The organism is uncultured Psychrobacter sp., assembly GCF_947495825.1.
Taxonomy (GTDB): domain Bacteria; phylum Pseudomonadota; class Gammaproteobacteria; order Pseudomonadales; family Moraxellaceae; genus Psychrobacter.
In genome coordinates this window covers 88,527-115,161 of record NZ_CANMAH010000003.1, presented here as the reverse complement: position 1 = coordinate 115,161, position 26,635 = coordinate 88,527, and the positions used below count along the sequence as shown (strand labels likewise).

Annotated in this window: 22 protein-coding genes, 1 pseudogene and 1 riboswitch; of the genes and pseudogenes, 9 read left to right on the top strand and 14 right to left on the bottom strand. The window is 42.9% G+C overall.

Going from position 1 to position 26,635, the window contains the following annotated elements:
* Positions 1 to 113: 113 nt before the first annotated feature.
* A complete protein-coding gene (gene gltA / locus Q0895_RS04780) occupies positions 114 to 1,409 on the top strand; it encodes a citrate synthase (protein WP_299185912.1) in 1,296 nt (431 codons plus the stop codon).
* A gap of 104 nt (positions 1,410 to 1,513) precedes the next feature.
* Here the strand turns inward: gltA and Q0895_RS04775 are convergent, their stop codons facing one another.
* On the bottom strand, positions 1,514 to 2,476 hold the full coding sequence (locus Q0895_RS04775; protein ID WP_299185910.1) for a hypothetical protein: 963 nt from the start codon (positions 2,474 to 2,476) through the stop codon (positions 1,514 to 1,516).
* 124 nt (positions 2,477 to 2,600) lie between these two features.
* Positions 2,601 to 3,125: a type IV secretion protein Rhs gene (locus Q0895_RS04770; protein WP_299185909.1), complete on the bottom strand. Its 525-nt coding sequence runs from the start codon at positions 3,123 to 3,125 to the stop codon at positions 2,601 to 2,603.
* A gap of 313 nt (positions 3,126 to 3,438) precedes the next feature.
* On the opposite strand from Q0895_RS04770, the gene Q0895_RS04765 reads away from it, so the two are divergent.
* Complete coding sequence (locus Q0895_RS04765; RefSeq protein WP_299185907.1) at positions 3,439 to 4,728, top strand: replication-associated recombination protein A; 1,290 nt, start codon at positions 3,439 to 3,441, stop codon at positions 4,726 to 4,728.
* Positions 4,729 to 5,269: 541 nt separating this feature from the next.
* Here Q0895_RS04765 and Q0895_RS04760 read toward each other — a convergent pair.
* Positions 5,270 to 5,399: pseudogene (locus Q0895_RS04760) on the bottom strand.
* Between Q0895_RS04760 and Q0895_RS04755 the strand changes: the two are divergent.
* Positions 5,386 to 5,955 carry a hypothetical protein gene (locus Q0895_RS04755; RefSeq protein WP_366139912.1) on the top strand — a complete coding sequence of 190 codons (570 nt, stop codon included), beginning with the start codon at positions 5,386 to 5,388 and terminating at the stop codon, positions 5,953 to 5,955. The pseudogene Q0895_RS04760 and the gene Q0895_RS04755 sit on opposite strands and share 14 nt — an antisense overlap.
* Before the next feature lie 146 nt (positions 5,956 to 6,101).
* On the opposite strand, the gene Q0895_RS04750 is transcribed toward Q0895_RS04755, so the two are convergent.
* The 6 genes from Q0895_RS04750 to Q0895_RS04725 all read right to left on the bottom strand — a co-directional run bounded on the left by Q0895_RS04750 (position 6,102) and on the right by Q0895_RS04725 (position 12,352).
* Positions 6,102 to 6,554 carry an acyl-CoA thioesterase gene (locus tag Q0895_RS04750; protein WP_299186226.1) on the bottom strand — a complete coding sequence of 151 codons (453 nt, stop codon included), beginning with the start codon at positions 6,552 to 6,554 and terminating at the stop codon, positions 6,102 to 6,104.
* Between the two features lie 131 nt (positions 6,555 to 6,685).
* Positions 6,686 to 7,630: a hypothetical protein gene (locus tag Q0895_RS04745; RefSeq protein ID WP_299185905.1), complete on the bottom strand. Its 945-nt coding sequence runs from the start codon at positions 7,628 to 7,630 to the stop codon at positions 6,686 to 6,688.
* Positions 7,631 to 7,692: 62 nt separating this feature from the next.
* Entirely contained in the window at positions 7,693 to 8,661 is a 969-nt protein-coding gene (locus Q0895_RS04740; RefSeq protein WP_299185902.1) for a uroporphyrinogen-III synthase, read from the bottom strand.
* Positions 8,662 to 8,837: 176 nt separating this feature from the next.
* Complete coding sequence (gene hemC, locus Q0895_RS04735; RefSeq protein WP_299185900.1) at positions 8,838 to 9,863, bottom strand: hydroxymethylbilane synthase; 1,026 nt, start codon at positions 9,861 to 9,863, stop codon at positions 8,838 to 8,840.
* 241 nt (positions 9,864 to 10,104) lie between these two features.
* Positions 10,105 to 10,842, bottom strand: coding sequence for a LytTR family DNA-binding domain-containing protein (locus Q0895_RS04730; protein ID WP_058367765.1), 738 nt, complete (start codon positions 10,840 to 10,842; stop codon positions 10,105 to 10,107).
* A 463-nt stretch (positions 10,843 to 11,305) separates the two neighbouring features.
* Positions 11,306 to 12,352 carry a sensor histidine kinase gene (locus Q0895_RS04725; RefSeq protein ID WP_299185897.1) on the bottom strand — a complete coding sequence of 349 codons (1,047 nt, stop codon included), beginning with the start codon at positions 12,350 to 12,352 and terminating at the stop codon, positions 11,306 to 11,308.
* Positions 12,353 to 12,579: 227 nt separating this feature from the next.
* On the opposite strand from Q0895_RS04725, the gene argH reads away from it, so the two are divergent.
* The 3 genes from argH to thiC all read left to right on the top strand — a co-directional run bounded on the left by argH (position 12,580) and on the right by thiC (position 16,907).
* Positions 12,580 to 13,953 carry an argininosuccinate lyase gene (gene argH, locus Q0895_RS04720; RefSeq protein WP_299186224.1) on the top strand — a complete coding sequence of 458 codons (1,374 nt, stop codon included), beginning with the start codon at positions 12,580 to 12,582 and terminating at the stop codon, positions 13,951 to 13,953.
* A 234-nt stretch (positions 13,954 to 14,187) separates the two neighbouring features.
* Positions 14,188 to 14,478, top strand: a complete 291-nt coding sequence (locus Q0895_RS04715; RefSeq protein ID WP_299185896.1) for an oxidative damage protection protein — start codon at positions 14,188 to 14,190, stop codon at positions 14,476 to 14,478.
* A 90-nt stretch (positions 14,479 to 14,568) separates the two neighbouring features.
* Positions 14,569 to 14,685: riboswitch (TPP riboswitch) on the top strand.
* Between the two features lie 236 nt (positions 14,686 to 14,921).
* Positions 14,922 to 16,907 carry a phosphomethylpyrimidine synthase ThiC gene (gene thiC / locus Q0895_RS04710; RefSeq protein ID WP_299185895.1) on the top strand — a complete coding sequence of 662 codons (1,986 nt, stop codon included), beginning with the start codon at positions 14,922 to 14,924 and terminating at the stop codon, positions 16,905 to 16,907.
* Positions 16,908 to 16,994: 87 nt separating this feature from the next.
* Here thiC and Q0895_RS04705 read toward each other — a convergent pair whose 3' ends face one another.
* Both Q0895_RS04705 and Q0895_RS04700 read right to left on the bottom strand, forming a co-directional pair.
* Positions 16,995 to 17,885 carry a fructose bisphosphate aldolase gene (locus Q0895_RS04705; protein ID WP_299185893.1) on the bottom strand — a complete coding sequence of 297 codons (891 nt, stop codon included), beginning with the start codon at positions 17,883 to 17,885 and terminating at the stop codon, positions 16,995 to 16,997.
* A gap of 321 nt (positions 17,886 to 18,206) precedes the next feature.
* On the bottom strand, positions 18,207 to 19,097 hold the full coding sequence (locus Q0895_RS04700; RefSeq protein ID WP_299185891.1) for an EamA/RhaT family transporter: 891 nt from the start codon (positions 19,095 to 19,097) through the stop codon (positions 18,207 to 18,209).
* Between the two features lie 336 nt (positions 19,098 to 19,433).
* Here Q0895_RS04700 and Q0895_RS04695 point away from each other — a divergent pair, with 336 nt between their 5' ends.
* The 3 genes from Q0895_RS04695 to Q0895_RS04685 are packed head-to-tail and all read left to right on the top strand — an operon-like array spanning position 19,434 to position 22,909.
* Positions 19,434 to 21,341: an ABC transporter ATP-binding protein gene (locus tag Q0895_RS04695; protein ID WP_299185890.1), complete on the top strand. Its 1,908-nt coding sequence runs from the start codon at positions 19,434 to 19,436 to the stop codon at positions 21,339 to 21,341.
* A 36-nt stretch (positions 21,342 to 21,377) separates the two neighbouring features.
* Positions 21,378 to 22,268: an alpha/beta fold hydrolase gene (locus Q0895_RS04690; RefSeq protein WP_299185888.1), complete on the top strand. Its 891-nt coding sequence runs from the start codon at positions 21,378 to 21,380 to the stop codon at positions 22,266 to 22,268.
* An 8-nt stretch (positions 22,269 to 22,276) separates the two neighbouring features.
* Complete coding sequence (locus Q0895_RS04685) at positions 22,277 to 22,909, top strand: alpha-ketoglutarate-dependent dioxygenase AlkB (protein WP_299185887.1); 633 nt, start codon at positions 22,277 to 22,279, stop codon at positions 22,907 to 22,909.
* Here Q0895_RS04685 and Q0895_RS04680 read toward each other — a convergent pair.
* The 3 genes from Q0895_RS04680 to Q0895_RS04670 all read right to left on the bottom strand — a co-directional run bounded on the left by Q0895_RS04680 (position 22,906) and on the right by Q0895_RS04670 (position 26,096).
* Positions 22,906 to 23,910, bottom strand: coding sequence for an NADP-dependent oxidoreductase (locus Q0895_RS04680; RefSeq protein WP_299185885.1), 1,005 nt, complete (start codon positions 23,908 to 23,910; stop codon positions 22,906 to 22,908). The two genes, Q0895_RS04685 and Q0895_RS04680, sit on opposite strands and share 4 nt — an antisense overlap.
* Before the next feature lie 70 nt (positions 23,911 to 23,980).
* Positions 23,981 to 24,736, bottom strand: a complete 756-nt coding sequence (locus tag Q0895_RS04675; RefSeq protein ID WP_299186222.1) for an endonuclease/exonuclease/phosphatase family protein — start codon at positions 24,734 to 24,736, stop codon at positions 23,981 to 23,983.
* A gap of 247 nt (positions 24,737 to 24,983) precedes the next feature.
* Positions 24,984 to 26,096, bottom strand: coding sequence for a hypothetical protein (locus tag Q0895_RS04670; RefSeq protein ID WP_299185884.1), 1,113 nt, complete (start codon positions 26,094 to 26,096; stop codon positions 24,984 to 24,986).
* Positions 26,097 to 26,635: the final 539 nt, after the last annotated feature.

Here is a 26,635-nt window from a genome sequence, read left to right as displayed (position 1 = left end):
TAACATAGCCTCAATCTTAAATTAGTTAAATCCATATTTGTTCATATAACGACACGAAGATAGATGTCGTTAGTATTTTATTCTAACAAGCTAAAACCAATGGAGAGGAAATTATGGCTGACAACATCAAGTCAAACAATGAAGCCACATTAACAGTAGATGGTAAGGAATACCAACTTCCTATTATTAACGGTACACTAGGTCGCCCAGTTATCGATGTTGCTGCTTTGCAAGAAGCCGGTTACTGGTCTTATGATCCAGGGTTTAAGGTCACAGCTCCTGTCGAATCAAAGATCACTTTCATTGATGGCGGTAAAGGTGAGTTACTACATCGCGGCTATCCTATTGACGAGTTGGCAAACAACGCTGAGTATTTAGAAGTTGCCTATGCTCTTATTCATGGCGACCTACCTAACAAAGAACAAAAAGCAGATTTTTTTGAAAAAATCCGCAAGCATTCAGGCGTTCATGATCAACTGCGTAAATTCTTTGAAGGCTTTCGCCGTGATGCTCACCCAATGGCCATTATGGTTGGGGTCGTGGGTGCGCTATCAGCGTTTTATCATGAAAGCTTAGATGTCAGCAACGAAGAGCATCGTGAGATCACCGCTATTCGTCTGATTGCCAAAATGCCAGCGCTTGCAGCGATGAGTTATAAATACTCGCAAGGCGAACCATTCATGTATCCGCGTAATGACTTTAATTATGCTGAAAACTTCGTCTACATGATGTTTGCCACGCCTGCTGATGTTGATTACAAAGTAAACCCTGTGATTGCTAAAGCAATGGACAAAATCTTTACTCTACATGCTGATCATGAGCAAAACGCTTCAACCTCTACGGTACGCCTAGCAGGTTCTACTGGTGCAAACCCATATGCTTGTATCGCTGCTGGTATTGCTGCGTTATGGGGTCCATCACATGGCGGTGCCAACGAAGCGGTACTTGAGATGTTAGACGAAATCGGTACTGTCGAAAATGTGCCTGAGTTCATGGAAAAAGTGAAGAGCCGTGAAGTGAAGCTAATGGGCTTTGGTCACCGTGTCTACAAAAACTTTGATCCACGCGCACAAGTAATGAAAGAGACTTGTGATGAAGTATTGGGCGCATTAGGCATCAACGATCCTAAGCTTGAGCTTGCAATGGAACTAGAGAAAATCGCTCTAGAAGATCCGTTCTTCATCGAGCGTAACTTGTATCCAAACGTTGACTTTTACTCTGGCATTATCCTAAAAGCCATTGGTATTCCAACGTCAATGTTTACCGTGATTTTCTCATTGGCTCGTACTTCTGGCTGGATCAGCCATTGGTTAGAGATGCATAGCGCACCGTTCAAAATCGGTCGCCCACGTCAGTTATATACTGGTGAGACTAAGCGCGATTTTGTTAAAGTTGAAGATCGTAAGTAACACCTAATAGCTGTTATAGCTAGTAGCCAATAAAGCTATAAAAAATCCCGCCACTGTGCGGGATTTTTTATGATTGTCTAAATGATGTAGAATGATGAAAACAGTTACTGAAACTCTTGCAAGGTTTGCTCATATTTAGCAATCTGCTTATCGTAGTCTTTGATGGTCTCATTAAATTTTGTCATCAAACTTTCAAACTCTTGCTGCTGCGCGAGTTTCATTTGTTGCATATCTTGAGCTTGTTGCGCTTCTATCTGTCGCCATACTTGATGCTGGATAATCAGGCGCGCCAATGCAGGACTCTTTACGTTTACTCGCTCAGCAATCTCTGCATGTTCAAATAACTGCGGTACTAAAGTGACAATATTGAGCAAGGTATCCGCATTTTGCGCACTAAGTGTAGTAGCTGCTGGTTGATATATTGCTTGCATGGCTTGCTGATAAAGGTCGATGATTTGTTCTTCTGTCAGTACTTCAGGTTTGCGCGGCTCAAGACTGATACGCTTTAATACTTCTAGATCTCGCTCTCCTACTTCCGTACTGACGTTTATTTCAGCTTCAGCATCGCTGCTAGCTTCATTAACTACCGCGTTGGAAGCATCATCAGCACTAGTATTGGCACTAATATCAGCACTAGCGTTGGTGTCGTTTTGGTCCGTTATATTTTCTACGGGTTCAGACGCGCCATCGAGTAATGACGGGGTGGCACTATCAGAAGCATCAGCTGCTTGTAGCGCCTCATACTCTGCTTGCAAACGTCGCTGCAACCCTTGCATTTGAGTGACGTATAGTGGCTGAAACTGTGCTATACGTGCTTTAGCCGAAGCACTTAACGGCGCAGGCTTGGTGTTTTCGCTATCAGTTTGAGCGTTTGTTTGACTATCGTCATCTACTACCGTAGAGTCTGTTTGCTGCTGACAGCCAGTCAGTAATAGCGCACCTGCCAGCATCGCTGCTACTAAATTGGTTGGTTGCAATGAATAGAATCTAGCACTCTTATGTCTGGTAATTGTTTGACCAATTTTATCAACCGCTTCAGGCTTTGAATTCCAAAACTTAAATATCAAGGTATAGCTCCTTTGTTAAAAACAAATATGGCAAATACAATTTATGGTTTATCTTTATTTTGCCAACCCTCATTACCAAGACAATTATATTTTATAATAACCATTATAAGGTCTGAGTTGTGGATTAAACTGTGAACGATTTATCATCCTTAATGTCTGGCTCTGGCGTCAAAAAAGGAATACAAGCTTGTAAATCTTGACAGTCCTTGCCCAGCTGATAGCGGATAAAATAGTCCTGAACCATACGTGCTTGTTGTTCGATACCATACTTAAAAAAGGGCTTGCCAAGCTTTAAGTCATACTCATAACGACGATTTATAATAGCGCCGCGCACTACTTTTAGACCTTGCTGCAACTGCCAAACGTGAGTGAGCTCATGAATAAGCCAGCTTTGCTTGCTGAGGCTAGCATTGCTAAAATCAGCCACCCAGTCTTCAGGGTGAAAGTATATATTTCCGTTAGGACTGACTGCATAATTTTTGAGTACCCACCATGCCGTTTTCAATTGGACTGCATCAAGATCGATACTATCGCCAAAGACTGAACGCGCAAGCTTAGTTTCCCCATTACTAAGCTTGCGTGATCGCTTGACAAAACGACTTGATAAACATCGCCTGTGACTCAATAACTGCTTTATGGAGTAGGTCATGATTATCTCCATGATTAAAATCTAGCGTCTTTGGCCAATTAACCAATAGATGCATGTATAAGTCATACATAGAGTCTATGACTATAAAATAAAAGCATACACAACATAATCTATATGCTTTTATGACACAAAAATTATCAAAAACCTATCGCAAACTGTTGTTTAGCTAACTTTAAATAATGACAGTATTACAATTTGGCTGCTACTTATATGGTGTAAAACGAGTATTACACAGACAGTAAATATGAGATAGCAAATGCTTGTCACTGTAGCGAATTTATAGGCAGTTACTTATAAAAATATAGAGAGTCTTATGGCCCTTAATTTTCATGCTGATACGCCACTTGCCCAGCGCATGCGCCCCGCCGCTCTTGATGCAATTATCGGTCAAGCGCACTTATTGGCAAAAGGTGCACCACTACGGCGCTTGGTCGAGCAAAATCATCTGCCTTCGATAATTTTGCATGGAGAGGCAGGTATTGGTAAGACGACGATTGCCATGCTCTTGGCTGATGCAGTTGGGCGTCCTTTTCACGCACTCTCTGCACTTAATACTGGCGTGAAGCAATTACGTGAAGTGTTAGATAGTAAAGATTCATTAGCTTTTGAGTCACCAGTAGTATTTATTGATGAGATTCATCGTTTTAATAAAGCTCAACAAGACGCGTTATTAGGCGCTGTCGAGTTTGGTGATATTACTTTGATTGGCGCAACGACAGAAAATCCATCATTTAGTGTCAACAATGCCCTGCTCTCACGCTGCCAAGTATATCGCTTAGAGCCACTCGATACAGAGCAAATCGCGGCCGTACTAACGCGCGCTATCACAGAAGATACGGTATTAAAAACGCTATCTATTGATTTGCAAGCGCAAGATTTTATTAGTCAATTAGCACATGGCGACGCACGTAAAGCATTAAACCTGTTGGAGCTTGCGGTACAAACCGCCGACCCAAAGCAGTCGCCTATTATCATTGATGATAAGCTAGTGGGCCGAGTGGCGCAAACTGCGCTAGTGCGCTACGACAAGGATGGCGAGCAGCATTATGATATCGTCTCAGCGATGATAAAATCTGTACGTGGTTCTGATCCTGATGCCGCTTTATACTGGATGGCACGAATGCTTGTCGGCGGCGAGCCTGCCGACTTTATTGCTCGGCGCTTGGTCATTTTGGCCAGTGAAGATATCGGCAATGCCAATCCTAATGCGCTGTTGCTTGCTGATGCTGCGCTGCGTAGTGTGCAGTCGATTGGTATGCCAGAAGCGCGCATTATTCTAGGGCAAGTCGTGGTCTATCTTGCGACCAGTGCCAAAAGTAATAGCACCTATAATGCGATCAATGCGGCAATGTCGCTGGTAGAAAAAGACGCCTCACCTGTACCGCTGCATTTGCGTAATGGGGTGACCAAACTTATGCAAGAGCAGGGGTATGGTAAAGGCTATGTTTATCCACATAACTACTCCAATCATTATTATCCGCAGACTTATTTGCCTGACAATCTAGTGGGCACACGTTTTTATGAGTATGCAGACAATCAGCGCGAACAGCATAGTAAGCAGTTTATGGATTGGCTTAAGAGCCAAGCACCAACGAGTAAGTAACGATAGTCACAGCTTTTTAGCCTATCTGCTACAATAGGCAGATAATCTTTATCCCTCCACATATTGATAAATATTAAAACATTGAGATCCCTTATGAGTTTAAATACGATTCCTGAAATTATTGAAGATATTCGCGCTGGTAAAATGGTCATTTTGATGGATGATGAAGACCGCGAAAACGAAGGTGATATCATCATGGCAGCCACTCATGTCCGTCCTGAAGATATTAACTTTATGATCACCCACGCTCGTGGCCTCGTATGTCTAACCTTGTCACAAATGCGCTGTCAGCAGCTTGCATTACCGCTTATGTCAGATCGTAACGAAGCAAAATTTAGTACCAACTTTACCGTTTCTATTGAAGCGGCTGAGGGTGTGACTACTGGTATTTCTGCAGCGGATCGGGCCCGTACTATTCAAGCAGCGGTGTCGTCAGCGGCAAAGCCAGAAGACATCGTCCAACCTGGGCATATTTTCCCAATCATGGCACAAAACGGCGGCGTATTGCACCGTGCTGGCCATACCGAAGCTGGCTGTGATTTGGCGCGCTTAGCAGGACTTGAACCTGCAGCCGTCATTGTAGAGATTATCAATGATGATGGTACGATGGCACGCCGTGATGATCTTGAGGTATTTGCCAAAGAACACGATCTCAAAATCGGCACCATCGCCGATCTTATCAACTATCGTATCGCTAATGAGCAAACGGTAGAAGAGATTGAGTCGCATCCATTTGAGACTGAATACGGTACGTTTACTTTGCATCGTTTCCGTGAATTCGGTGCTGATGAGACCCATCTGGCTTTAGTCAAAGGTGATGTTAGCGAAGGTGTCAGTACGGTACGTGTACATGGCTTTCACCCGCTACGCGATTTATTTGCAGCCAAAAACGATACCACAGGTCGCGGCGGATGGAGCGTCCAATCCGCTTTAGAAGAAATCAGTGCTTCAGATCGTGGTGTCTTAGTTTGGATTGGTAGCCATCAACCTGTGGATTTAGGTGAGGCACTAGATAAAGCATCTGAAAACCAATCGCTCTCAACCATCGCTCAGCAGCCTTATCGCAGTATCGGTGTTGGCGCACAGATTTTGCGTCATTTAGGTGTGCGCGATATGCGTCTTTTGTCTTCACCGATGAAATTCTATGCGCTATCAGGGTTTGAATTGAATGTTATTGACTTTGTTCAAGCACCCAAACAAGACTTGCAACAAGAGGGTCAACAGTAAGTCTATTTGGATTATAGAGCTTAATTAAGATTAGGCCGTATCGAACCTTTATAAATAATGCCCTAAAAAAAGGCACACTAATGATGATTAGTGTGCCTTTTTACTATTTATCTCACTATCAGCTTATAAACTAAAAAAGATGAGCACTATAATTGAGGGGTATGACCAACCTTTTGTTCGAGCGCTAATAAATGCATACGCTCCTCTTTCGTCCATGGCAGTTTGGTCTTGCCATCACTGTCCAACCGGACTATCACTGCTTCAGCAGTCGCGACTATGGTTTGCTGCGCACAGCTATAATAGCTGTATTCCATCACGATGCTGGTTGTGCCCAAACGTTGACAGCGTACCCCTAATAGCAAGGTATCTGGATAAAAAACTGGACGTAGATACTGACAACTTGACTGGGCCAATACCGTCACCATATTGCCATCAAACATCCCCAAGGTCTGCAAATAAGCAATACGCGCCGACTCAGCATAACGATAAAACACGACGTTGTTTAAATGATTAAAAGCATCCATCTCTCCCCAATGTATCGGCTGGGTATGCATGACTGGATAATGGGCCAGATCTGCAGGATAGCTATCGGTTGGCATGTCTGCTGTTAAGCGTGTAGAGTGATTAATGTTATCCATAATTTGCCTTAATTTTTGGTTCCCACATATAAATGTATGAGAGTATCAGCGCTCAAAATGCTTGAGTATACTGACAGTCTCATACTAAAAGTCTATTTGTGCTCAGGCTTATCCAACATTTGAGTAGTCAATAAAGGCGTGGGCTTGGGTGTGTTAGCGATTAGCTTATCAAGCCAAGTAATTGCCTCTACAATATCCTCTGGTGACTCCATCGTCATCGGAGTCTTTTGCTGCTTAGTCGTTGGCTTGTTATCCATAAATGATAATTGTGATGATGTACTAGGTTTCGTTTGCGAGCTAGAAGAGGTATCTTTGACCAAAGTCTGTAACTGCGCCTGTGCTTGGTTTAAGTATTCAATCAGCTGATCTTGCTCGCGCATGTTGCTGGCTTGAATGGCTAAATTTAAAATCATAATGACTTCATGACCAGCTAATTGCTGACGAGTTAACATCGCGCTGTTTTTCTGACTGCTGGTACGCACATAACGGTGCAAAAACTCTTGAACATTCTGAATAGCTAAGGTTTGTAGCTGCCAAGGGCTAGGCTGTGAGCTTTGTGCTTGTAAACGCTCGATATCCTTGGTTAAGCTTTGTTTAATCATGATAGTCAATGCTGGCGATATCTCGTTACTATCTTGCGACAACTGCCATAATAGACCCCGTAATAAATCAATTGCTCCTTGATAATTGTTGTCTGCTATGAGTCTATCGACTGCTTGTATTTGAATACGCAATAAATCTAGTTGATTTTGTGCTTGGCTATTTGTCGTTTTACTTGGCTCTGGTAGCGTTCGTTGGCTGATGGCAAATAGACGGTCATCCATCTCATTTAGACGACTGACCATATGCTCATTACTTTGTAGACGTTCATTGATTTGGTTTTGAAAACGTTGCTGAGTAATATATAACCAAGCCAAAGCGATAACCAATAACAAAATAAACAGCCATTGTAAGCGTAATAACAACATACGTGCCTGTCGCTGTTGCTGATTTACCGACAAGTCATTCGCTGTAGAATCTTTAGACTTGGTTGACATAAAGCGGTACCGTTATCGATAGTTTTAATGACATATAAAAATGAACGAACAAGACAGGCTTACTATTTTATGGCTATCAACCTGCCCTGCTTAATAGCAGCCGAGATAGTTGTAGGAGACAAATCTTCTACTTGCCAATAGTGTAATTGCTCTGCTGCCACCATGTTGGCTAGGCGCTCACCTAATACCACGTAGTTAAAATCCATCAAGGTCGGTAATAACGTACTTTTTGAGGCGGCATCTAAGTCTGACTGCGTTTGCTTAACGATGGCTGTCCAATGCTCAAACGCTGTACCACTACTGATGATGACGATAGGCTTAGATGCTTGTGCAGTCTGCTGCGATTGACTGGTGCTTTGATTAGTACTTTGACCACTCATTTGGTCAACAAACTGCTTAACCCATTGCTGGTAGTTTGCCTTTGCATCGGTAGGCTGGGTACGCTCATACCATGCAATACTGTCAATATGTACACCGCGCGCTTTTAACGTATCGACCAATAATCGCCGTCCTCCCAAGCCGCGCCAGATTAGTAGTTTATCACCAGCTTGCAAACGCTCAATCTCAGGCATTGCTAGCATGCCTTCGTTATTGGCGACCATCGGCTGTAATACCTGATAATTAAACGGCAACTTGGAATCTTGTAGTACAGCCGCTGTCGCTTCACCCACTGCAATTAGATGACTTGGTGGCTGTTCAGGATAAGTCGTCCCTGACTCTGACCACGCACCATCAACAGATGATGCTGTTGTCTGCTTAAGGGCTTGCCATACGGCCAATCCTGATGCGGCTGCAGTAGGACTGACAATGACAAGCGCGTCATAACTACCTGCTAGCCAGTCTTGCATCAAATCGATATCCGCGTCGCTTACTACTCGCGGCGCAAGCGTCAGCATTGGCATATCGACAACGCTAAAGCCAGCATCTTGCAAATGCGTTGTCAATGGCGCTGCACGTTCTATTGGACGAGTATTGATGACGACTGGTGATGATAAATCATTCGTTGACTGAGACAAAAATGCGCGTGACATAGGCCTACCACTGCTTAAAGTACCGTATAGTTGCATACGGCTATCATAGATATTAAAAAGTAGATATCAAAATGTAAATGTTAAAATCGGTACAACAGCGTGCTATCTACATTAGCAGTATATAGCACAGCGCATTGCTGCTTATATCAGCAGTATTTAACAGTATTTAACAGTATTTAAGTTTCAGGGTGATAGATCGCTGACAGGATAGCCCCTGCACCGTCAACCAGTAACATTTTGGCGACATCAATACCCAACTGATTGGCTTGTTCTTCTTTTTCCGCTTGCGTGCCAGTCAATACGATGCGCTTTTCAGCTTTGAGCAATTCACTACCATCTGCTTGCCCAACACGGCCACGTAACCATAAATGATTGCCGTTATCATCGTTGTCATAAACGGTAGTAGCTTCTGTTGTTTCATCCGTCTGCAATACGGCATACGCTGCAATCGGAACTTGGCAACCACCTTCTAGATGACGATTTAAAGCGCGCTCAGCGATGAGGCGAATGCGAGCTTTGTCATCGTTTAAGGGAGCGAGTAGCTCCAATACGTTGGTATCGTCTTGGCGGCACTCAATGGCTAACGCTCCTTGACCAACGGCTGGCAAACAAGTATCGATAGCCAGCTCACCGCGGATACGTTCATCAAGCTCAATACGTTGTAAACCGCTGGTTGCCAAAATAATGGCATCATAATCGCCTGCATCAAGTTTACCTAGGCGGGTGCCAACGTTGCCGCGCAAGGTCTTAATTTGTAGGTCTGGACGATAGGCTTTGATTTGACATTGACGGCGCAAACTTGCGGTGCCGACGATCGCACCTTGTGGCAACTCATCAATATTATTGTAAGTATTAGAGACAAAGGCGTCGGTCGGAGCTTCGCGCTTGCAATAAACCCCTAGTGTCAGTCCTTCAGGTAGCTGCATGGGGACATCTTTTAGTGAATGTACCGCAATATCTGCCTGCCCATCATATAGGGCTTGCTCTAACTCTTTGACGAATAAGCCTTTACCGCCTATTTTTGCCAATGGCGTGTCTAATATCTTGTCACCTTTAGTGACGATTTTTAGTAGATTAATTGTCAGCTCTGGATATAGCTTTAACAATCGATCGCGAATATGCTCTGCTTGCCAGAGCGCAAGTGGACTTTGACGGGTAGCAATATTCAAGGTATGTAAATCAGATAGCTGTGTATTACTCATGATAGCCCTTAAATTTGTTAATACTAAGTCTGATGCGCCAGTAAACCTGCTGCTTGTATGCCTTTATTAGTTAAGAGTTTTTAACTGACGCAAAAAAATACCCCTATTTAAGCATAAATAAGGGCATGAAGATATGACTGAGAGATTTTGGTTGTTACTAACTATTTATAAGTGACTGATTATTAGCGCATAACATTGAAGACACATACATCCTGAGCGTTTCCGGAGTCAGCAGCAACGATTACATACTTTGGATTTTCTCTCGTAGCGCTGGCAGATGTCGCCGGCTAACCGATAACGTTTCATCCAGTCCTTTAAAGCGTACTTGATACTGACCTGAATCTACTGTCTCTAAGTAATCCAAAAACCCTAGGTTAATGATCGCATTACGATGGACTCGAAAAAGTCGACTTTCAAACTCTTGCTCAAGCTCTTTTAGCGTCTCATCAATAAGTACTGTGCCTTCTTTATGACGGACTTTGACATACTTTTGATCTGCTGTGAAGTAATAGATATCTTTAAGTTTAATCAGCTCCACACCGCGATGCGTACGCGCTGCGATATGTTCACGAACAGGTCGAGCAGTGGGATCTTCAAGCTTACGAATCTCATTTAACTGAGCGGCATTTAGGTTTTTTGCTTGACTTAAGGCTTCTATCAATTCGTCTTTATTGGCCGGTTTTAGTAAATAGCCAATGGCATTTGCTTTAAATGCAGCAATGGCATAATGATCGTAGGCAGTAACAAAAATAATAGCGGGCGGGTGTTCAAGCTCATTTAGCGCTTGGGCACAGCGCACCCCATCCATTTCTGGCATACGTATATCGAGCAATATTATATCAGGCTGCTGTACTTTTACTGCCGTTATAGCCTCGGCGCCAGTAGTTGCTTGGGCAACAACTTCGTACCCTGATTCTTGCACGATTCTGACCAAGCGCTCACGAGCAAGTGGCTCATCATCACAAACTACAATCCGCATGTAGACTCCTCTCTTACAGCATAATAATTATACTATTAACTACTTTTAAGATTATATTTGTACAAACACGTAGTAGCTCAGCATACATAAAACGATTATTTAGTGACTCTATAATTAATTAGTCAGACACCGAGAACTAGCCTCTATATTACTCTCATCAAACAATAAAGCTTGCATAATTTTTAAAGAGTGTTTGTCCTTTATATTTTATTAGGACAGACAAGGCGACGTAGCACTTACGCAGTTTTGGACTTAAAACCTTTCATTATAAGTTAGTTAATGAGTCAAAATGTATTTTACTGATTTATTTTTTAAAATAAGGTTATACAAGATAAAGAGCAATAAATATGCCATGTTTAAATTGGCGGTAGTAATATTTGAATAAAAGGTAGAAAAATAGGTCGATTTAAGTCAGATGTTAGAAATTGGCTTAGACAATTTACCTTGCATAGCATATCGGCCACTAAATGCCCACATCATATAAAGGATAGTGGATGATAGTCACTATTCGCTCATTGGTTACATCACTTTGTATGTCCGCACTCTGATCAAAATAAGCTCGGAGACGCTCAGCTTGAATATGAAAATTTACATGTCGACGTAGGTCGTGGACGACCATCAAGGTCTTGCTCGGCAACTGGACAGTAACAGTAATAGTAACTCGGTGCTGTTGCCACTTTATTGTAATATCAATAAAAATAGTTTCAGTCGTCATCTCAACGACATTGAGTAGCATTTTTTCAAGGACGCTTTGCAGAGTTAAGGCCGTGATCACCATATCGTACATAACGTCATCGTCAGGAAGATTCCAATTGACGACCAGCTTATCGCCCAAACGACTCGATTCAATGGCTAAATAATGCTCGCAAAGTGCCACTTCTTCTTCAAAGCTAATCTCGCGCGTACCATCAAAAGCGGCACGAAACAGGGCTGATACATGATGCAAAAGTTCAGCGGCTTTTGGTGGATTGGACTCAATAAGAGACACCAGACTATTTACTGTATTGAAAAAAAAGTGCGGAGCAATACGAGATTTTATCAAATCGTTTTGAGCAGTTAATTTATGCTCAAAGGACTGTTTTAGGGCAATCAGCTCCCGATAACGTCTGATAAAGTACATCATAAACACTAAAGTGAAACCAACCGTAATCACAATATTGAATAATACGTTTAAAATAAACGCTTTACGCTCATAAACCAGCCAGCCAGTATTGATCATAACCAGCATAACTAAAGTTGCAGACACAGCCGACGTAATCGCAAACAAAAGCAGTATTTTCATACTGACATTGATAGGATTTTCGCGTTTAAAGATAGGCCGTAGGTAATCTATAAGATATAAAGATGGGATGATACTCAAAGTATATTGAACAATTCTGCTCAAAAATTTAACGAAAAACTGAGGCCAAGTGGCTAGGTCGTGCCGATCAATCGACGTCACAAACAATGCCCAAAAAAAGATATAGAGCATCCATTGCCACGGCTTCATCATCTCCATAAGCTTGGGCATGAAAAACTCTAAGCGCTCAGCTAGTAAGGCAACCTCATCCTTTGCTATACTTGAGTTCTTATTTTCCTGACTTGTCTTTGACCAATATGAACGCCAATTCTTCAAATTCTAGTAATCCCAAGCAAGATAATAATTCACGTGTCTCTGTTGATTCTAACATAGATGCCTCTTATCCGGACAACCATATGCCAAGTAGCCAACCTGAAAACAGCGCACCAGGACAACAGATGTGGGGTGGACGCTTTAGTGAAGCGACTGATAGCTTCGTTGCAGCATTCACAGCTTCGGTCGGCTTTGACCAGCGCTTTGCACGTCACGATATCGAAGGCTCAATTGCCCATGCAACCATGCTCAAAGAGTGCGATATCTTAACAGCTGACGAAGTCGCAACCATTATTGACGGCTTACAACAAGTCTTACGCGAAATTGAAGCTGGAACGTTTAATTGGTCAATTACGCTCGAAGACGTGCACATGAATGTTGAGTCGCGCTTGACTAGTATTGTCGGAGCGGTCGGTAAAAAACTACATACGGGGCGTAGCCGTAATGATCAGGTTGCAACCGATATACGCTTATGGTTGCGCGAAGAGACTGACAATATTATTGCGCTGTTGATACGTCTGCAAAGTGGCCTACTTAGCCTAGCTGAACAACATACCGATACGATTATGCCAGGCTTTACCCATTTACAAACGGCGCAGCCGGTAAGCTTTGGTCACCATGTGATGGCATGGTTTGAGATGTTATATCGCGATACGCAGCGTCTTGTTGATACGCGCCGCCGTATCAATCAGATGCCACTTGGTAGTGCTGCCCTCGCCGGCACAACGTTTCCTATTGATCGTACTATTACCGCTGAACTATTAGGTTTTGAAGGTATTTGTCAAAACTCGTTAGATGCGGTGTCAGACCGTGATTTTGCGATTGAGTTTACCTCAAACGCTTCTATTTTAATGATGCATCTGTCACGTATGAGCGAAGAGATTATCTTATGGATGTCAGCTCAGTTTAACTTTGTACAGATACCGGATCGTTTCTGTACCGGTTCATCTATTATGCCGCAAAAGAAAAATCCTGATGTGCCAGAATTGGTGCGCGGTAAAACAGCGCGTGTTTATGGGCAATTAATGACGCTACTTAGTCTGATGAAAAATCAACCGCTTGCCTATAATAAAGACAATCAAGAAGACAAAGAGCCTTTGTTTGATTGCGTCGATACCTTAACTGGTTCGCTACTCGCTTTTGCTGATATGCTGCCCAATATCACCCCTAATATCGAGGCCATGCGTGAAGCGACCATGAAGGGTTATGCCACTGCGACCGACCTAGCAGACTATCTGGTGCGCCGCGGTGTAGCATTTCGCGACGCGCACGAAGTCGTTGGCAATGCCGTTGCGCTAGGTATTAAAGAAGGCGTTGATCTAAGCGACTTATCACTAGCGCAACTGCAACAGTTTAGCGATGCAATCGGTGATGACGTCTTTGACTACTTGACGCTTGAGGGTTCATTGGCTGCTCGTGATCATCTAGGTGGCACTGCACCCAATCAAGTCAAGCAAGCGGTCATTAATGGTCGTGCACGCTTAAAAGCGTTTGCTTAAACGCCTGATCTAAAAAACCGGTTTAGATTGTATATTTAACACTCGCTCCTAATATGCATGAGTTAGGGCGAGTGTTTTTATTTGTCATACCATTGCCAAAATTTATATGAAGCCGGTTTACTGTTACCTTCTATACACCTGATACCCTTGGCTAAACGGTCTAAGACCGCTATCATAGATAGATATCAATATTCGACTTAATAAATCAATAATTTACTTAATAAGGAGCGCCCTGTGACTGAGAGTTTTAACCCGCAAGCCAATACCGTTTTTTGTCGCAAATACCAGCAAGAACTGCCAAAGATGCCGCATCCGCCTTTTCCTAATAAAAAAGGTCAAGAGCTACAAGAAACGGTCTCTGATAAAGCATGGAAAGAGTGGCTTGAACAGCAGACGATGCTGATCAATGAAAATCATCTAAGTATGATGGACCCTCAAGCTAAGAAATTCTTAACTGAGCAACGTGAGAAGTTTTTAGATAACGAAGATTATGAGCGTGCACAAGGCTGGACACCAGAGACTTAAAACCTAAACCGATAAAGCTAATATTGGCACGCTTGGTAAATAACTATAATTTGTTATAGAAGTTTGCTAGTATAAAGCTGATTTACAACACTGACAGACTCGGGGTGCGGTGTACGAATGGTTGACTGCCTTTGTACATTCGCTGAGAGATCACCCGCCGAACCTGATGCGGTTAGTACCGACGCAGGGAAGTCTTAAGCTTTAGTTATACCTAACTAAAGGGCGCGCAGAAATGCCTTTTTATTACTGTCATTATTTTTACTCATTAAATTTTAGAATGACGGTCAATATTAAGTGGCGTTCACTGATTTTTAGAACTATCTTTGACTAGGTTTAATAGGAGATGGTTTTTATAAAATCTAAATTATAGGGATACATAATGCTTACCCCGCAGCTACTGGCGGTGTTGCTTTTATTCAAAAACCAACACGCTAGGACAGCATATGATAACCTCAACCCTACCTCCAAAGACCCAGCAAAACGCCGCTGACAAAAAAGCCGACGCCCTAAAAACCCCTGCCCATCGTAGCGCCAAAGATACGCGCTTTGAAGAAGACGCGCGCGACCTGCACCGCATTCTCCCTGCTTCTAAGAAAGTCTATATCGAAGGCTCAAGGCCTGATATTCAAGTACCGATGCGCAAGATCACGTTAGATCCCACGCCTATTCAGGACGTTGATGAGTCCGACTGGGAGCAAAACCCACCGTTTTATGTTTATGACACCTCAGGCGTCTATACCGACCCCAATGTCGATATAGACCTGACCCGCGGCTTGCCCAAGCTGCGCGAGGGCTGGATAGCCGAGCGCGTTGATACCGAACAATTAAGCGGTTTGTCTAGTTCATACGGTCAAGCGCGTGCGCGTGATATCACCACAGCCAATCTACGTTTTGCGCATATCGATAAGCCGCGCCGCGCAAAAAGTATTGAAGGTAAAGCCGGTAATGTCACGCAAATGCATTATGCACGCCGCGGTATCATCACCCCAGAAATGGAATATATCGCCATTCGCGAGACGCAAAAGCAGCATGAGCTGACTGATATGCGCCAACATGACGGCGAGAGCTTTGGTGCCAACATCCCAAAAATCATTACCCCTGAGTTTGTACGTAGCGAGGTTGCGGCCGGTCGCGCGATCATCCCAAATAATATTAATCATCCTGAGTCTGAGCCGATGATTATCGGGCGCAATTTCTTAGTAAAAATTAACGCCAATATTGGCAACTCAGCGCTTGGCTCGTCTATCGATGAAGAAGTGTCGAAGATGACATGGGCAACACGATGGGGCGCGGATACCATCATGGATTTGTCGACAGGTAACCATATTCATGAAACTCGTGAATGGTTAATTCGCAACTCGCCGGTACCCATCGGTACGGTGCCTATTTATCAAGCGTTAGAGAAAGTCGATGGCGTGGCAGAAGATCTGACATGGGAGATATTCCGCGATACGCTGATTGAGCAAGCCGAACAAGGCGTTGATTACTTTACCATTCACGCAGGCGTGCTGCTGCGTTATGTGCCACTGACTGCTAATCGCTTGACGGGCATTGTCTCACGCGGCGGCTCGATCATGGCGCAGTGGTGCCTAGCCCATCATACAGAGAGCTTTTTATACACGCATTTTGAAGAGATTTGCGAGATTATGAAGCAGTATGATGTCGCATTTAGCTTAGGCGATGGACTGCGTCCCGGCTGCTTGCAAGATGCTAATGATGAAGCGCAGTTTGGTGAGCTACGTACCCTTGGCGAGCTAACGCAGATCGCTTGGAAGCACGATGTACAGGTAATGATCGAAGGCCCGGGACATGTGGCGATGAACCGTATTAAAGAAAATATGGACTTGCAGCTTGAGCTCTGCAGCGACGCGCCATTTTACACCTTAGGGCCGCTGACCACTGATATCGCTCCCGGCTATGACCATATTACTAGTGCCATCGGCGCGGCGATGATTGGCTGGTTTGGCACTGCCATGCTGTGTTATGTGACACCAAAAGAACACTTAGGACTGCCAAATAAAAAGGACGTCAAAGACGGTATCATCACGTATAAAATCGCCGCACATGCCGCTGATCTCGCCAAAGGCCATCCAGGCGCGCAGGCTCGTGACAATGCCTTATCTAAGGCGCGTTTTGAGTTCCGCTGGGATGATCAGTTCAATCTAGCGCTCGACCCTGATACCGCACGAGAATATCATGACGAAACGCTGCCAAAAGACGCGCACAAGTCGGCGCATTTTTGTTCAATGTGTGGCCCCAAATTTTGCTCGATGAAAATTACCCAAAACGTGCGCGAGTACGCCAAGGGTTTGGATTTGACAGAAAACTTAGGCGCAGACGCTATGAGCGCCGCAGAGATTGAGCAAGGTATGAAAGAGATGACCGAGAAATATCATAGCGAGGGACGCCAGCTGTATAAAGAAGTATGATAATCAGAGTTAACTTTTGTCCCACAAAAAAGCGCTACTAATCAGTAGCGCTTTTTTTGTTAACTAGTTTCTTAATAAGAGACTCGCTTACACTTTCGACGCTTTATAAATCTCGTCAATAGAGGCATTGATGGTATCGGCAAACTCTTTATCGCTTTGTTGTTTGCTCAAGCCTTCGGTAAACGCACGCGAGAAACTGGCAATCATACCTGGATTTTGCTTAAGCTTTTCGCAAGCATCGCTACGACTATAACCGCCAGATAATGCAACGACTCTTAACACTTTTGGATGGTCAATCAGCTCTTGGTAAAAACCCTCTTCTTCTGGCAAGGTTAGTTTGAGCATAACTTGATGGTCATCGTTTAAACGCTCAAGATTGCGCAAAATATCAGCTTTTAGAAGTAACTCGCAATCGTGCTTTTTAGGACTATCAATATTTACTTCCGGCTCAACGATTGGCATAAAGCCTTTAGAGATAATTTGTTTTGCAACGTCAAACTGCTGCTGGACAACCAGTTCAATACCATCAGCGTTTGGCTCATAAATAACTGAACGCATCTTAGTACCAAACACTGGGTAGTTTTTTGCTTTATCTAACAACGCTTCCAAGTTAGGAATTGGACGCATCACTTGTACACCACTCATTTGTTCTGCCAAGCCTTTATCGACCTTTAAAAACGGTACAATATTTTTGTCTTCCCATAGATAGTTGGCTGTTGGCTTGCCATTAACTTCGCGATCCATCGTATCTTCAAACAAAATTGCTCCAAGAACACGCTCATTATCAAAGCAGTCGCAGGTCATGATCCGAGCACGCATCTCATGCACAAGATCAAACATAGCCTCATCATTGTCATACGCATCACCAGTGACACCATAGTTTTCAAGGGCTTTAGGAGTGCTACCACCACTCTGATCAAGGGCTGCAATGAAACCTGCGCCATCTTTTATTCGTTGAAGTTGCTTTTGATATTCCATTAAATATATATCCTCTAATCGTTGATAAGGGTCAATTGTTACTATAATAAATGAGACGCTATATAATAGATTGCCTATGGTTTAGCTATGAGCCACCTTAGCATAGGACATAAGATGTGCCTATGTTTAATACGTTAAGAATTAACGCATTTTAAGAACAGTTGTTGGTCTTGTGTATGATAATATTATGTTTTATTATATATATTGAATTAAGAATATACAAACCTAACTACTGTTCACCTACAAAATTTCGTCATCATAGAAATGACTAATAAATTTTGCTTTATTTGTTATATAACCGACTTCCCAAATGTAATGTATTTAAGCTAAGAATAGGACGGCAACGCAGCTCACCGCTAACAACAATCCTAGCATATTGATACGATTGAGTGACTCTTTGAACACGCCTACCCCAATAATAGTCGCTACTGCAATGACTCCAACATTCATACCAGTAAATACAATACTTGGCGAGTCAGACAACATTTGATGGGCACGCACATAAGCATAGATATTACCCATATTCAGCGCACCAAGCAATAATCCTGCGACAAGTGCATTACCTTGCCAGCGCACGCGAGTAACGAGCAAATATATAAATAACAATAACCCTGCAAGGCCAAAACTGACAAATAAAGTCAGAGGAAATGCGGTGCCTTGTTTAGCAACTTGCTTGAATAAAATATCAATAATGCCATAACCTGCCCACACGCCAAAAAGCCACAAAGGTGTTCGTAGTGCAGAGTGTTTACGAGTCATCTGATGCGTTTTGTTACTGCTATTAGCACTAAAGCTGACTGTTTGTTTTGGACGATAAACCAGCGCGCCAAGTGCCAAGAACCCTAACGCTAGCCCAAATATACGGGTGCCAGTCAACACTTCGCCAAATAATAAAAAAGCGGCAACAATAGGAATAATCAACGATAAACGTTGAGCGGCATCGGTTGCTACCATTCCGACGGCTTCAATGGCACGTCCTAGAATCACAAATACTGTAGGTAGCAGTATGCCAAGCGCAATAATGATACCCCATGCACTGCCAAGCGTATTAATACTACTCACTTCTGGCTTTAGTAATAGCCAAGTAAGCAAAAAAGCGACTGGATAACCGGCGACGATCGTTTGACGGATATCTATGTTTTTTTGTCGTAGTACTTTGAGTAGAACAGAAACAGCGACACTACAAAGCACCGCAATCGTTAAATACATCATCAACTTCTACCTTATTGAGTCGCAATTTTGCGTATTTTTCATTCTTTGACCAGTGTGGAAATCTTGGCACAGTTGTTTTCAATGCTTCATTCTCGACTCAGTTAGGTTGTCGAATACTACAAAGCAGTAAAAGGTAACAAAATATTTCTTGTGCAGCAATTTATTTGTAGTAGTTTTTATCAACTGGCACCAAATGTGTCCTATCGTGTTCAAATTACAATTAGCATGCAGGGGTAAGCGCGAAGTTTTGCTAAAATAGCACACAATCCTAACAACACAAGTAATTGTCCAAGATAGTGTCTAATACCACTTATCTTGGGCGTATCGTCATTGCCTATGAATGCTCTATTTCGTTTTTTTGAAAACCGTCTTTCTGCCTTTCCTGATACGCCTATGCCACTGCCCTCACCTACTGATGGGCTATTAAAGTTTTTGTGGGCATGTACTAAAGGGCTGCGCGGATGGTTGCTGCTTTTTATGATTTTGTCCGCTGGTATCGGTGTTTATGAGGCTATGCTATTTGCATGGATTGGCAACATAGTCGATTGGCTTGGTATCTATACCCCACAAAATCTATGGGCAGAAAAAGGCGACCTATTACTCCTCATGCTTGCAGTGTTGATATTAAGTCCGTTATGGATTGCCTTGTCATCTTTTATACATTTTCAGACTTTGCAGGGTGTATTTCCCATGCAAATGCGCTGGCGTTTTCATCAGCGCATGCTAGGTCAGTCCATGCAGTTTTATCAAGACGAGTTCTCTGGTCGAGTCTCAGCAAAAGTGATGCAAACGGCATTGGCTGTACGCGATACTGTTATGACTGTCACTGACATGTTTACCTACGTGACAGTGTATTTTATTACTTCTGGTATTATTTTATTCAATCTTGATAGTTTATTACTAACCCCTTTTGTTATCTGGTTTGTCTTAGTGGGCCTCACCATTTGGTTTTTTATTCCACGATTAAAGCGCACTGCTATTGTACAAGCGGATGCCCGCGCTTTAATGGTTGGACGTATTACTGATGCCTATGCCAATATTATGACAGTCAAGCTGTTTAGTCACTCACGCCGTGAGTTGGGTTATGCCAAAAACGCCATGGGGCAGTTTTTGGGGACGGTGCACGCTCAAATGCGCTGGGTCAGCTATCTTGAAGTGTCAACGCATCTGATTAGTGTCATCTTGGTAAGTAGTACTGCTGGGATAGGGTTATATTTATGGCAGCAGGGTGCTGTGGGCGTTGGTGCTATTGCTGCAGCGACCGCAATGGCACTACGCCTTAATGGTCTTACTCGCTGGATTATGTGGCAAACGGCCAGCTTGTTTGAGAGTATTGGTACTGTGCAAGATGGCATGCGGACTTTATCGGCGCCACAGACCATCATAGATGTACCTAATGCTCCTGCTCTACAGGTTACTGATGGACATATCGTATTTGACAACGTTGACTTTAGTTACGAAGACGAGAATACTGAAAATGCAGCGGCTAGTGAGTCTGATGCTAGCAGCTCTACTCTTGCATCTGCGCCAATAAAACTACTTGATAGCTTTTATTTAGATATCAAACCTGGCGAGAAGATTGGGTTGGTGGGGCGATCAGGTGCTGGCAAATCAACCTTAGTTAATTTACTCTTACGCTTTTTTGATGTCGATAGCGGCAAGATCTACATCGATGGTCAAGCGATTGACGAGGTCACGCAAGATTCATTGCGTCAGCAGATTGGCATGGTCACTCAGGATACCTCCCTGCTTCACCGTACTGTACGTGAAAATATCGCTTACGGTCGCCCTGATGCCACTGATGAAGAGATTATTTTTGCGACCAAGCAAGCCCAAGCTTGGGACTTTATCAAAGACTTATATGATGATAAAGGCAATACCGGTCTTGACACCCAAGTTGGTGAACGTGGCGTCAAACTCTCTGGCGGACAGCGACAGCGTATTGCCATTTCTCGTGTCATGTTAAAAAACGCTCCTATTCTGCTCTTAGATGAAGCAACCAGTGCGCTTGATTCTGAGATTGAATTCGCCATTACCGAAAGCTTAAATGACATTATGACTGGTAAAACCGTTATTGCTATCGCGCATCGTCTATCAACGATTGCTGCACTAGATAGATTGGTCGTTATGGATAAAGGACAGATTATCGAACAAGGTAGCCATGACGAATTGTTAGCACTAAAAGGTGTCTATGCTGGATTATGGCAGCGTCAAAGCGGAGGTTTTTTGGGTGAAGACAATTGATCTTTATCCAAAAATAATAAAAAGGGAAGCCTTATCATGGAAACATTTACAAATAGTATCGATATAAGCGGCAAACAAGCACGTTATTACGACCTCCATCAGCTCAATAGCTCAGAGAAAACCATGACGCAAAAACGTCCACCTGCCCATTTTTATGGTGGCAACAGCTTTACGGTTGGTACTTACTCCCCGCTACTAACCGAACTTGCAGATAACTTCGATATCATCTCGCTGGCGCTGCGTGGCTATTGGTATGATAAGCCTAAAGCTCGGTGCCTAACTCGTGAGCAAGATGCTGATATGCTTATCGAGTTTTTGGATAAGACTCAAGACAAGCCTATTATCGGTATTGGACACTCCCAAGGAGCGACTGCAACGGCGATGGCAGCAGCTAAGCGTCCTGATCTATTCTCACAGCTGTATCTTATTGAGCCGGTCACCTTTACCAAAAAACAAACCGCATTATATAACCTACTCCCACGTGCTTTTATGCTTAGCCGTGAACCGTTTAAGAGCACCCTGACCAAACAAACCAAATGGTCAAGTATCAATGATTACTACGAGCATCTGCGCAAGCAACGCGCGTACAGACGTATCAGTGATGAACATTTGCTAGTATTCGCTGAGCAAAGCCTCGCTGCTAATACTGACGGCAGCTACTCTTTAATCTTCGATCCAGAACAAGAGCTTGCCAACTATTTTGGTACGCCGCACATTGATAGCGCTCTGAAAAAACTACGCTGTCCTTATACACTGGTCACAGGCAAGCCGACTTTATTTATTAACCATAAAGTTCGCAAGCAATGGCAGAAATTTGTACCTGACAACAGCTTGGTATCACTGTCTGAATATGGACATTTGTTACCGATGGAAGCGCCTGAATTATGCGCGCAAATCATAAGTGAGCACTATAAAGACGAAAGATAAACCAAACGATGACTGATCTTTTTGCACCATTACCCTCTGATAACCTATTGCCTTACGATGGTAAGGTGAATGATTTGGGGGTTATTATTAATAATCCTAATGACCTCTACGAAACACTTTTAACCGAACTTCCTTGGCACTCGGACGTCGTGACTTTATTTGGTAAAACGCACGTCACTACGCGACAGATTGTTTGGATGGGTAATGACGATACCAGCTATCACTATTCAGGACATACGCGCCAAAGTGTCCCATGGACAAAGTCTGTGTTTCACGTGAAACGAAGTATCGAAAAACAGCTAGCAGATATAGGAATCAAAGCTAATTTTAATTCCTGCTTGCTAAATTACTACCCAACAGGCGCTGACGGTATGGGCTATCATGCAGACGATGAAAGGGAGCTGGGCGTGCAGCCAATTATCGCGTCTTTATCACTGGGTGCCACGCGCAAATTTGTCTTAAAGCATAAAAAAACTCAAGATAAAGTCGAGCTTTATCTTGAGTCAGGTCAGCTTATCGTCATGCATGGTGATACCCAAACGTTTTGGAAGCATACCATTACTAAGACTAAGACCGTCACTGATGGACGAATTAGCCTGACCTTTCGAAAAATAGCATTTAGTGAATCAAATCAAGCTTAGCTAACTTTTAAGACAAGTTTGCCAAAGGTATCGCCTTTTTGTAGCTCACGATGCGCAGCAACGACTTCAGATAGCGGATATGTCTGCTGAATCTGTAGTTTTAACTTCCCATCTCCTACTTGCTGTAACACGCGAGCCATATCTTCTCCACTACGCTGAACCTTAAAGCCTGCCACGTTTAGGTTGTTTTGGTCGCCTGCTTCTTGAAGTTTATCAACCCAGATAGTAGGTAGTACATTGACGCGTCCGCCAGACTTCAATACTTTAAGCGCGCGTACGCCAGCATCATCGCCGACTAAGTCCAGTAGCACATCGGCTTGCAGATCTGGAAAAGCTTCATCTTTAGTATAATCAATCCAGCCTGCAAGCTTACTCTTATCTATTAACTCATCAAGTTTGTCATATTTTTCAGATGAGCAGATGACCGTAACTTTTACGTTGTCATTGTCCACTTTATCCATCAGCATCTGTATGGCCAAATGACCAACACCGCCTGCTGGCGCGTTGATGACGACATGCTCGCCTTTTTTGATATCAGCAAACTCGACGAATTGTAGCGCTGTTTGTCCTATACAAGGTAGCGCCCCTGCCTGCTCTAGCGTTACCGACTCTGGTACTTTGGCAAGCAGATTGGCATCGACTGCAACGTACTCAGCATAACAGCCACCATCAAAGGTCAGAGCTGCCACTTGTTCACCGACTGTGAACTGATCGTTATTACTTTTGGCCACAACGCCAGCTACGTCAAAACCCAAAATAGCAGGTTTATCGTGCTCAAATTTATTGTTACGAATGTTTTCTGCACCCCAACCCTTACCTTGGCGAGTTTTATAATCGACAGGATTGATACCTGCATACGCTACTTTTACCAAAACTTGATCATCACTCAAGTCAGGGATAGCGACACCATCTTGATAGTGCATGACCTCAGGCTCGCCAAACTCACGAATAAGAGCAGCATGTTGAGTCGTTGGTAACTGGTTATTAGAAACGGTAGACATAATTATATATCCTTATATTTTATGTAGTTATGGTTGTCTGTTTTATTAATATATAGAGCTCGAACCCACACTATAACAGAGCCAGCTCAGCACTAATAGGCAAATGATCTGAGAGCTTAGACCACGGCTTTCCATTATGTACCCAAGCACTTTTTATAGAAAGGTTGCGAACATAAATACGATCTAAGCTGAGTACCGGCAGCTTTGCTGGGAAGGTCGGTAACAGCTTACCATGACAGTGCCTAAAGGTCTCAGTCATTCCAAGGTCACTGGCTAATGTGTCACAAGACAGTTTTTTCCAGTCATTAAAGTCGCCTGCCAAAATCAGCGGTTGATCTGAGGCTATCTCATTACGTACGTAATCGCTAATTGCTTGATATTGTTTGATACGGTCGCGCTCAAACAAATTAAGATGGGCGCATAGCACCACTACTGGCTTCTTCCAACCAGCTGGCTGCACTTCACAGTGCAACACACCGCGTTGCTCAAGCTTATTCACAGTGATATTGACATTGTGTTTGGGATCTAATGGGAACCGGCTCAATACTGCATTTCCATGATGTCCGTTTTCGTATTCTGAGTTTTTGCCATAGCTATTTTGCAGCTGCAAATACTCACCAAACCATTCGTGCTGAGATTGATCAGGGTATTCGTTATAGTGCACGTTGCGCCTCAAGTGTTGACCTTGCACCTCTTGTAAACATAGGACATCAGACCCTACCTCTTCAAGAGCTTGAGCAATACCTTGCATTTTTACTCGGCGATTAAGTGGTGACATACCTTTATGGATGTTATAGCTGGTCACAACAAAAGAGTTTTTATTCATCATAGATTTCGTATTCATAGCATAAGTGTCATAAGCAATTATAGGCGTTATCCATACTATAACAACATTAATGGTAATTTTAGCTTTATCGTTATTGCATTAAATCGTATTGAGCATTTAACTGCTAGAGGTTATTTGTGAATGTCCACTACACCTTCATGTTTGCAAATAAAAGAGCATTGGCCCTTATCGAACCAATGCTCTTGTTAGTGATAAATTATCATGATTCAGTTAACTGATTGGATAATCAGTAGCGCGTAACCAAAGCAATTGGCTGGTCTTCGCTCATGATGTCTTGCGGCATAAACACCACTTCACCACCATTATGCATGACATGTTCTATAATCTCACCAACAGCATCATCCGTTACATCATTTGCAGTAGCGTCGTCTGCCAGCATAAGTGTTTGAGCTTTTTCATCAATCTTAGCTGACTGCATATAGCCACGGCGTACATAAAGCGTCTCGCCTGCTCCTTGGAAAGCACTACGATAAACTTCTTGCAAATCGGTACGTAACATCTCTGCACCGCGCGCTTTATCAATCTCACCAAGTGCGGCTTCGTGTAAGGACGTACGATAGCTCTCTACTGCCTCTTGGACACCATCGATAATATGTTGAGCGCTGCCATCTTCTAAATTGGCGATGTTCGAGACTCTGGCAATGATATTGTCTGGACGATCGCAGACGTCATTATAGTAGCTGATATTGCGTGCATCACCAACCACAACCAGTGGCATTTTATGTTCGCCCCATAGCTCTTGTACACTTTTATCAACTTGGTTAAAAAACTCTTTTAAATAGTTATCTTCTTTGTTTGCTGAACGATCAGATCCTGCATCACCGGTGGTATACAAACCATTATTTTCTATAGGGAATGGGATGTTTTCCATATTGTTCTGGCTATCAGAATCATTATCAAACTCTCTGATAACGCGATCATTAGACGCTTCGATCAAACGCGCCACGTCACGAGTGAGGACCACCGTATAATAATGTACTGCACTTGCCATATCACGGACAAGATCACGAGTTGCAAAGCGATCAGATATTACAACGCGCTCTTTGGTATCAAGTGGCATACGGATGATTTGTACATCGTCAGTACTAGCAAAAATTGCTAACGTATCAAGGTTATAGTTATGATTGAGATCATCTGTTTTAGCATGGATATTTTCTAAAATAGTAGATGCTGTCTGCTTATCATACTCATTGGTTAAGCGCTCTTCTACTACTTTTAATTGGTTCTTTAGCGCAATAGGATCTTGTCCATTTTCTGGATGCTCACGGTGTGTTTTTACAAATATACTTACTGCAGGATCAGCTTTTGTTTCACGTAAACTCTTAAGGGTCGCTTTCATAAATACTTCTCCTTCTGTTGTTGTTATGGATTCCAACTCATAAAATACTCATACAGACTTAATTGCTTTACTTAAATGTATGTAGTCTAGTTTAGATAGTCATCTTCTTAGGTTCATCTGGCATCGATTGTCTTTTTTATAGTTATTAGTATACGAAACCTGGTTTAGCATGTTGTTCTGCACATGACATATATAATAACCATCAGATGAAGCCCAGTTTTATGTTGGAACAACTATGATGCTATCAAGTTAACCTAGCGAGCTATAGGGTTAGTTTGCAAGCAAATGATAGCGCTTTGTAAGCATAAGTAAGAAAGATTTATTATTACAACTGTCAATACTTACTATAAACCCAATATAGAATAATCAATATAGACTATTTACTTATCGTCCATCACGGTAAGCTTGTATTCTGTATAAAACAGACCCATCATTGAAGTAACCTTTTATTCTTTTATTTACTCCATTAAATATGCGAGTAAAAACCCAAGCTATTAAATAATAACTCGTGTTTTTTACTGACTTGACCCTTATTGTTT

Bases quoted from the DNA above. Each gene is read 5' to 3' on its own strand.
- Q0895_RS04765 (WP_299185907.1), top strand. From the start codon at position 3,439: ATGGCCCTTAATTTTCATGCTGATACGCCACTTGCCCAGCGCATGCGC.
- Q0895_RS04675 (WP_299186222.1), bottom strand. From the start codon at position 24,736: ATGAATAAAAACTCTTTTGTTGTGACCAGCTATAACATCCATAAAGGT.
- Q0895_RS04750 (WP_299186226.1), bottom strand. From the start codon at position 6,554: ATGCCAACCGATAGCTATCCTGCAGATCTGGCCCATTATCCAGTCATG.
- Q0895_RS04725 (WP_299185897.1), bottom strand. From the start codon at position 12,352: ATGCCCAAGCTTATGGAGATGATGAAGCCGTGGCAATGGATGCTCTAT.
- Q0895_RS04700 (WP_299185891.1), bottom strand. From the start codon at position 19,097: ATGATGTATTTAACGATTGCGGTGCTTTGTAGTGTCGCTGTTTCTGTT.
- Q0895_RS04695 (WP_299185890.1), top strand. From the start codon at position 19,434: ATGAATGCTCTATTTCGTTTTTTTGAAAACCGTCTTTCTGCCTTTCCT.
- Q0895_RS04745 (WP_299185905.1), bottom strand. From the start codon at position 7,630: ATGTCAACCAAGTCTAAAGATTCTACAGCGAATGACTTGTCGGTAAAT.
- argH (WP_299186224.1), top strand. From the start codon at position 12,580: ATGTGGGGTGGACGCTTTAGTGAAGCGACTGATAGCTTCGTTGCAGCA.
- hemC (WP_299185900.1), bottom strand. From the start codon at position 9,863: ATGAGTAATACACAGCTATCTGATTTACATACCTTGAATATTGCTACC.
- Q0895_RS04690 (WP_299185888.1), top strand. From the start codon at position 21,378: ATGGAAACATTTACAAATAGTATCGATATAAGCGGCAAACAAGCACGT.
- Q0895_RS04685 (WP_299185887.1), top strand. From the start codon at position 22,277: ATGACTGATCTTTTTGCACCATTACCCTCTGATAACCTATTGCCTTAC.
- Q0895_RS04705 (WP_299185893.1), bottom strand. From the start codon at position 17,885: ATGGAATATCAAAAGCAACTTCAACGAATAAAAGATGGCGCAGGTTTC.
- Q0895_RS04670 (WP_299185884.1), bottom strand. From the start codon at position 26,096: ATGAAAGCGACCCTTAAGAGTTTACGTGAAACAAAAGCTGATCCTGCA.
- Q0895_RS04770 (WP_299185909.1), bottom strand. From the start codon at position 3,125: ATGACCTACTCCATAAAGCAGTTATTGAGTCACAGGCGATGTTTATCA.
- gltA (WP_299185912.1), top strand. From the start codon at position 114: ATGGCTGACAACATCAAGTCAAACAATGAAGCCACATTAACAGTAGAT.
- thiC (WP_299185895.1), top strand. From the start codon at position 14,922: ATGATAACCTCAACCCTACCTCCAAAGACCCAGCAAAACGCCGCTGAC.
- Q0895_RS04680 (WP_299185885.1), bottom strand. From the start codon at position 23,910: ATGTCTACCGTTTCTAATAACCAGTTACCAACGACTCAACATGCTGCT.
- Q0895_RS04740 (WP_299185902.1), bottom strand. From the start codon at position 8,661: ATGTCACGCGCATTTTTGTCTCAGTCAACGAATGATTTATCATCACCA.
- Q0895_RS04730 (WP_058367765.1), bottom strand. From the start codon at position 10,842: ATGCGGATTGTAGTTTGTGATGATGAGCCACTTGCTCGTGAGCGCTTG.